Source organism: Paraburkholderia ultramafica (genome assembly GCF_902859915.1).
In the GTDB taxonomy this organism is placed as follows: Bacteria; Pseudomonadota; Gammaproteobacteria; order Burkholderiales; family Burkholderiaceae; genus Paraburkholderia; species Paraburkholderia ultramafica.
In genome coordinates this window covers 1-6,172 of the sequence record NZ_CADIKK010000090.1, presented here as the reverse complement: position 1 = coordinate 6,172, position 6,172 = coordinate 1, and the positions used below count along the sequence as shown (strand labels likewise).

Annotated in this window: 5 protein-coding genes and 2 pseudogenes; 2 read left to right on the top strand and 5 right to left on the bottom strand. The window is 59.6% G+C overall.

All coding sequences use genetic code 11. The annotated features are described in order from the left end of the window. From HV744_RS35870 to HV744_RS35860, 3 genes and pseudogenes are all read right to left on the bottom strand, one after another. Positions 1-130 (bottom strand): annotated as a pseudogene (locus HV744_RS35870) (succinate dehydrogenase, hydrophobic membrane anchor protein); the annotation flags it as partial. Between the two features lie 3 nt (positions 131-133). Continuing rightward, positions 134-550, bottom strand: coding sequence for a succinate dehydrogenase, cytochrome b556 subunit (gene sdhC / locus HV744_RS35865; RefSeq protein WP_175153984.1), 417 nt, complete (start codon positions 548-550; stop codon positions 134-136). A 140-nt stretch (positions 551-690) separates the two neighbouring features. After that, positions 691-2,373: an NAD-dependent malic enzyme gene (locus HV744_RS35860; protein WP_246279374.1), complete on the bottom strand. Its 1,683-nt coding sequence runs from the start codon at positions 2,371-2,373 to the stop codon at positions 691-693. Positions 2,374-2,705: 332 nt separating this feature from the next. On the opposite strand from HV744_RS35860, the pseudogene HV744_RS38655 reads away from it, so the two are divergent. Next, positions 2,706-2,828: pseudogene (locus tag HV744_RS38655) on the top strand (LysR family transcriptional regulator); the annotation flags it as partial. Between the two features lie 120 nt (positions 2,829-2,948). Next, a complete protein-coding gene (locus HV744_RS35855; RefSeq protein WP_425497901.1) occupies positions 2,949-3,617 on the top strand; it encodes a LysR substrate-binding domain-containing protein in 669 nt (222 codons plus the stop codon). A 22-nt stretch (positions 3,618-3,639) separates the two neighbouring features. Here the strand turns inward: HV744_RS35855 and HV744_RS35850 are convergent, their stop codons facing one another. Together HV744_RS35850 and HV744_RS36965 are read right to left on the bottom strand one after the other, a co-directional pair. Further along, positions 3,640-4,839 carry an FUSC family protein gene (locus tag HV744_RS35850; RefSeq protein ID WP_175153981.1) on the bottom strand — a complete coding sequence of 400 codons (1,200 nt, stop codon included), beginning with the start codon at positions 4,837-4,839 and terminating at the stop codon, positions 3,640-3,642. Between the two features lie 367 nt (positions 4,840-5,206). Beyond that, a complete protein-coding gene (locus tag HV744_RS36965; RefSeq protein WP_217469216.1) occupies positions 5,207-5,656 on the bottom strand; it encodes a hypothetical protein in 450 nt (149 codons plus the stop codon). Positions 5,657-6,172: the final 516 nt, after the last annotated feature.

Below are 6,172 nucleotides of genomic sequence, written 5' to 3'. Positions count from 1 at the left end.
ACCACACGAGCAGGATCACCGTGTAGATCGCCATCACGCAGGCGGTAATGCGCTGGGCGAGCCAGTCGCGCAGACCGTAATGTGCGCCGACGACGAGACGCTTCGGACCGACTCGGTTATTAGCTGCCATTTTTTAGAAAGCTCCGAACAGTTTTGCCGCGAATGCGATGGTGAGCAGCGTCGAAACAACGAGCACTACGACAGCCGTTTCCTTACCCTTTTGCTTCGAGACCGCACTGTGGCTCGTGTCCATCCGCAGATAGCGGATGCCGGCGCAGAAGTGAAGCAGGAAAGCCCACGCGAGAACGAGCGTGATCAGCTTGACGATGATGTTGGAGAGGAAAGCCTTGAAGACTTCGAAGCTGAGTTCGGAAGTTAGGCTTTGCTCGAAGAGGTACAGCAGGAACGGAAGGAAGATGAAAAGCAGCCCACCGCTCACGCGATGGAGAATCGACACACGCCCCGCTAGCGGGAGGCGATACGCCGTTAGAATCTGCCCGACACCAATGTTCCGGAACTCCGGTCTTGGCTTTTTTACAGCTTCAGCCATGTTGATCTCCAGTCTTGGTTGCACCCATCCGCAGTGCAACACTCTGTTCGTGTGGTGGCGTTGAGGGCACACGCTCCGTCGCTGTCGGCGCGCTGGCGGTCCTCGCTCACGCGAGCCGAAGCGCGGCAGCGCGAGCAACGTCACCGACTCGTCGATGCGTCGTCCACTGATACATAGGAGGGGCGGTAGACCTTGGCCTCGATGAAGGCGTCGAGGTCATCAGGACGAGGTACGCCGGCAAGCCCCTGGTCGAAAATGAAGCTCGCGACCTCGCGCGCCACCGCCAACGATGTCTCGAAGATGCGAGCCTGCGGCGGATAGATCAGCCCCGTCTCAAGATCGGCTTGCTTCACCTGTCTGGCGAGCGCCTGTGCGGCGGCGACCAGCATCTCGTCCGTGACCCGTCGAGCTTCGGTGGCGTAAATGGCCATGCCCAGCGCTGGGAAGATGTAGACGTTGTTGCCCTGACCGGGCGTGAAGGTCTGGCCATCGAAATGCACCGGACCGAACGGGCTGCCGCTTGCGAATACTGCGCGCCCTTGCGACCAGACATACGCTTCTTCCGCCGTGCACTCCGAATGCGAAGTCGGGTTCGAAAGCGGGAAGATGATCGGACGTTCGTTGACGCGCGTCATCGCTTCGATAACGGGTTGGCTAAACGCCTTACCTGCCGTGCTCACGCCGATGATGGCGGTCGGCCGCAGTTGCTCGATTGCGGTGACGAAGTCGTCGATCGGTGCATGGTCGTGAGCGAACGGCTTCTGGAAGTCGGCCAGATCAGCACGCCCGGCATGGATCAAGCCGCTCTTGTCGAACAGAAAGCTCGAGCCGAACGCTTCTTTCTCCGGCACGCCGGCCTGCATCATCGCCTTGGCAAGCAGCCCGGCAATGCCCGAGCCCGCCGTGCCGCCGCCGAGGAACAGGAAGCGCTGGTTCGCAAGCGAACCGCCCGTCACCCGCAGCGCAGCCAGAATACCGGCAAGCGCAACGCCTGCGGTGCCCTGGATGTCGTCGTTGAAGCAACATGCACGGTCGCGATAACGCGCCAGGATCGGTGCGGCGTGGGCAAATGCAAAGTCCTCGAACTGGATGCACGCACGCGGAAATACTTCCTGCACAGCGGCGACGAACGCCTCGATGAACTCGTCGTATTCCGCTCCGGTAACGCGGCGCTGACGCAAGCCGAGGTAAAGCGGGTCAGCCAGCAGGCTTTCGTTGTTGGTGCCCACGTCCAGCATGATCGGCAACGTCAGTTGCGGAGGAACACCGGCGCAGGCCGTATAGAGCGCGAGTTTCCCGACGGGAATGCCCATGCCGTTCACGCCAAGATCGCCCAGCCCCAGAATGCGTTCACCGTCGGTGACAACAATGAAACGGACATCCGGCTCGGTCCAGTTACGCAGAATCTCCTTGAGCTTCTCCTTGCGATTGATAGAGAGATACAAGCCGCGCGGACGGCGCAGGATATGACCGAAGTTCTCACAGGCTTCGCCGACGGTCGGCGTATAGACCAAAGGAATGAAGCGCGCGGGATCCGACATCAATACGCGGTAATACAACGTCTCGTTCGTATCGAGCAGCGACGACAGGAAAATGTATCGCTCGAGATCACTGTTCTTCAGATGGATCTGGCGCAGGACGCGCTCGACCTGCGCGCCCTCTGTTTCGACCTGTTCCGGCAGGAGACCCAGGAGCCCCAGTTCTTCGCGTTCGGCGCTTGTAAAGGCCGTGAACTTGTTTGCATGCGGATTTCGCAGCAGCGCTACCCCGCGCAGATCCGAAGGCGTGCCAGCGACGCAGGCTTTCGCCGTTTCAGGGGACATGGACAAAGTCATTGGTTAGCGTCCTCGCAATTACATGATTTGAGAAGCCGTCGGCCCACGATGCAGTCGCAGCCAACGTTTGCAGAAGGGGCAGGCGCCAATGCGCAGATGAACTTGAGGCTATGCAGTCCGCGCTGCTTAGACCACGGATACGTTCGACGCCCGCCCGTTCCAAAGCCCTCACCGCTTTCCTGGCTACTGTGGTGTTCGCCATGATGTCGTCGGGCCGTTGAATGATTCGGTGAGTAGTATCTTGCGATCCGGCAGACAGTCCAATATATTGATAGTGGTGATTTTGATACCTTTTAGTGAATAACCAAGGTGAGCAGCCAATGGAGCTTCGACATTTGCGGTATTTCGTTACGGTGGCCGAGGAACGGCACTTCACCCGCGCTGCTGAGCGCCTCGGCATCGGGCAGCCGCCGCTGAGCCTGCAAATCCAGCGGCTGGAGCGCGAGATAGGCGCCACGCTTTTTCGCCGTTTGTCGCGAGGCATCGAACTGACCGACGCAGGCGCGCTTTTGCTGGAAAATTCGCGACATATCCTCGCTCTGGTAGATCGCACATGTACGGACGTGCAGAAGCTATCCCGCGGCGAAATTGGAAATTTGCGGGTTGGTTTTGCCGGCGCTACCTACTTCCAGCCGCTCGTCCCGGCGATCATTCGCGAGTACCGTCTCCGGCGTCCCGATGTCGTGCTGTCGCCGGAACAAAGCAATACGCCGTCACTGGTGGAAGGACTGGTGGAAGGACGTGTCGATGCAGCTTTCATCCGGCCGCCGATCGTGACCGCCGACGAACTGGAGGTTGAGTTGCTGGTCAAGGAGGACATGGTGGTGGTGGTGCCATCCAACCACCCGCTCGCGCGAGCCGACGCGCCGGTATCGCTGGCTGCGCTCGCGGACGAAACGTTCCTTCTGTTCCCGCGCGCAATCGGCGCGGGTCTGTACGATGCGATCACATCGGCTTGTCAGCGCGCCGGTTTTCTTCCGAGGCTTGGCCAGGAGGCACCGCAGATCGTGTCTATCGCACCGCTGGTCGGAGCGGGCTTCGGCGTTTCGGTTGTGCCGCGCTCGACGACTCAAATACAGACGGACGAAGTGGTGTATCTGCCGATCGCGGGGAATGCGCCCAAAGCGCCAATTAGCCTTGCGTGGCGGCGCCATAACCCGTCGCCGGCTGTGCGCCTTTTTCTGGCGGTCGCCCGGGAGATGGCGCGGGAGTGGCGCAAAACGCTACGGTGATGGGAATGAGGCCCCTTGAATGTCACTCGATACGTCGGGACCCGGGCCTGCCATCGGTACGGATGCCTCTAAGCGAGCCGGCAATCCGGTGGGTTCCCAAGACGAAGACGATGCCGATTACGCTACCGGTGACGACGTCTATGGCCCGGTAGTCGGCCAGGGAAACAGTGTGCCCCGCGACAATGATTGCGACGGCATGCAGCGCGCATCTCGTACCGAACGCAACGACATACCGGTTGAAAGCGACGAGCGTCAACACGGTAGCGGCCGTCAGTACCTCGAAGAATACCGGCGCATGGGGCATGAAAATTCCAACCAGCATCCCTCCAGGAACGCCAACAATTGCGCCGACCATCCGGTCTTTCCATTTGGCGCGCGCCGTCGCGACATCGCCCGTGACAACACTGGCCGCCGACCATACCAGCCATTGCGCGTAATGAATGCCTTGCCATTCGACGAGCGATGCCGCCACGCCGACGGCGAAGGCCGCGGCGATAATCCCTTCGATACAGCCAGGCGCTGGCGCTTCAGTCACCTGCCGAAGCGTGAGCCAACCACGGCCCTCCGCTCTGCCCACTAACTGCGTCGAAAGCCGGGACGCGCTAGAAGCGAGGATGACTGGAATCGCTGAGCAAAGGAGATACGGGAGCACCTCCAGACCGAGTTGCCCTAATCGATGTCCGTCGGCGTTGTCCGCCGTTGCACAGGCAATGTAGAGGACAGGAATGAAAGTGAAGGTACCGGTCCAGCGCATGCCGGGCCCCGCGGCCGTAATGGCGACGCAGACGATGGCGAGAAGGACGGTCGCCATCACGAACGTCTCCGACCTTCCCAGCGACAGGGTCATGGCCGGAACGCCAAAGCCAATTGCGAGCGTATGCAGCAGCACGCCAACCGGTGCAAGCCGCGAGCGTTCCGCGGCGATGAAGACCGACACGGTGACGATCTCAGCGCGAAACCAGATCGGATTCCCTGTCACGAGTCCCGCGATGAGAATTGGCGCAAGCAGTATGGCGCCGCGCGACAGCATCCGGATATTGAGCAGATCGTTGAACATATAGGTGGCAATTCCGCGTCGATGAACAACTCTTCCATTGACTGCCCGCATCCGGTCGATGCATGTCCTGGCTATCAGGCCTCCTATGCTCGCCTGATGACCCGGGGCTTGCTCGGCGACGACCACCTCGGGCAGCGCGAACGCAGTATTGGTCGCCTCCAGCATGCACGCAATACACGCAATACACGCCTTATAGCGACTTCCATATATTTTTGTGAATAACGGTCGGCCGTCACGGATCAGCGGCGTCGGCGCTAATTGAACTCGACTATCGATGACAGGGGAGATCCAGTCTGTGCTCGAGGTCAGCGGGCGCTGTCTGATCCAATGTGGACACTCGCCTTTCGCGATAACTGCCATTCACTTGTGTGGCTCGGCACGAGAGTTGAAGCATTTCCGGCGAGACTTCGTCGATGCCATCAAGGTAGATGACCTTCCCGAGTTTCATGTCTACTTGGAAAACGGCAACGTCGTACGCGGCGAGGCGGTATATGTCGTTGTGCGCGAGCGCGTGTTCAGCGTGCGCGTGTACTCAGTGATACGTCGTCGTCGACGATTGGAGCTTCGTCAGCTCGCCGCGCACGAATCGGAACCAGCCTTGCGAGCCTTGCATGACGACTTCATCGCCTTGCCAAAACACGCGCTTGACCTTCATGCGCCTGCCCAAGCGCTGCACAAGTGGCGGATGGCGGCGAAAATCGTACAGCACCGGGCCAGAATCGGTCTGCACGAGCGTGCGTGTGACAGTGTCGCCTGCGTCGTTGACATCATCGAAATGTGTGAGCGTGTTCGCGCCGAAGCGATCGAAAATTCTCTTGTCGAGCATTGCCACGAAATCGTGGTCGTCGCGCACGAATTGCAGTTCGCCTGAGACCGTCACGAGCGGGCCGGACGCGTTGCTTTGCGCATGAACGCACGTCGCGAACGAGGTGGAAGCGAGTGCAGCGAGGAACAATCGTTTCGCGCTGCCTTTGACATTCAGCAACTGCGGCAATTTCCAGCACGTTGCACTAATTTCTCTGCAGGAACGGTGTAGCAAACGCTGCCGGCGATCGACATCGAAGACTCCGTTTAAAAATAGCTTCTTGATTGGCGGCGTTACGGTGGTCATACGTCCCCCATTCATCAAGTCGGACCGCAGTATTCGATTGTCAATTGTCTTGCTGTCAGAGTCGAATGGCCGGTGTTGGCCCGACGGCTGCCTGTGGGCGCTGGTGCCGCAAGGCAGCCCTTCACCGGAATCCGCCGTTCATTCATCGCCTGCTTTGGGCGAACATGCGGAACTGCTGCTCCCGGCCGAGGATGCGCTTTCTGAACGCGAAATCATCACGAGATACGGCACTGTCAACTTGACTATTCGAAATATCACGAATTCCTATTAGTATAGGGCAGAGGATTTTTAGCGAAGCGGAAGCGGCGCACCGGGGTGATCGCAGGCACGGCACGAAATCCGCGCCCGCTTCGCTAAAAATTCTTTGAGCGAAACCGCTCCGCTAGC

Excerpts from the sequence above, each read along its gene's own strand:
- HV744_RS35850 (WP_175153981.1), bottom strand. The coding sequence starts at position 4,839 with ATGCTGGAGGCGACCAATACTGCGTTCGCGCTGCCCGAGGTGGTCGTC.
- HV744_RS35860 (WP_246279374.1), bottom strand. The coding sequence starts at position 2,373 with ATGTCCCCTGAAACGGCGAAAGCCTGCGTCGCTGGCACGCCTTCGGAT.
- sdhC (WP_175153984.1), bottom strand. The coding sequence starts at position 550 with ATGGCTGAAGCTGTAAAAAAGCCAAGACCGGAGTTCCGGAACATTGGT.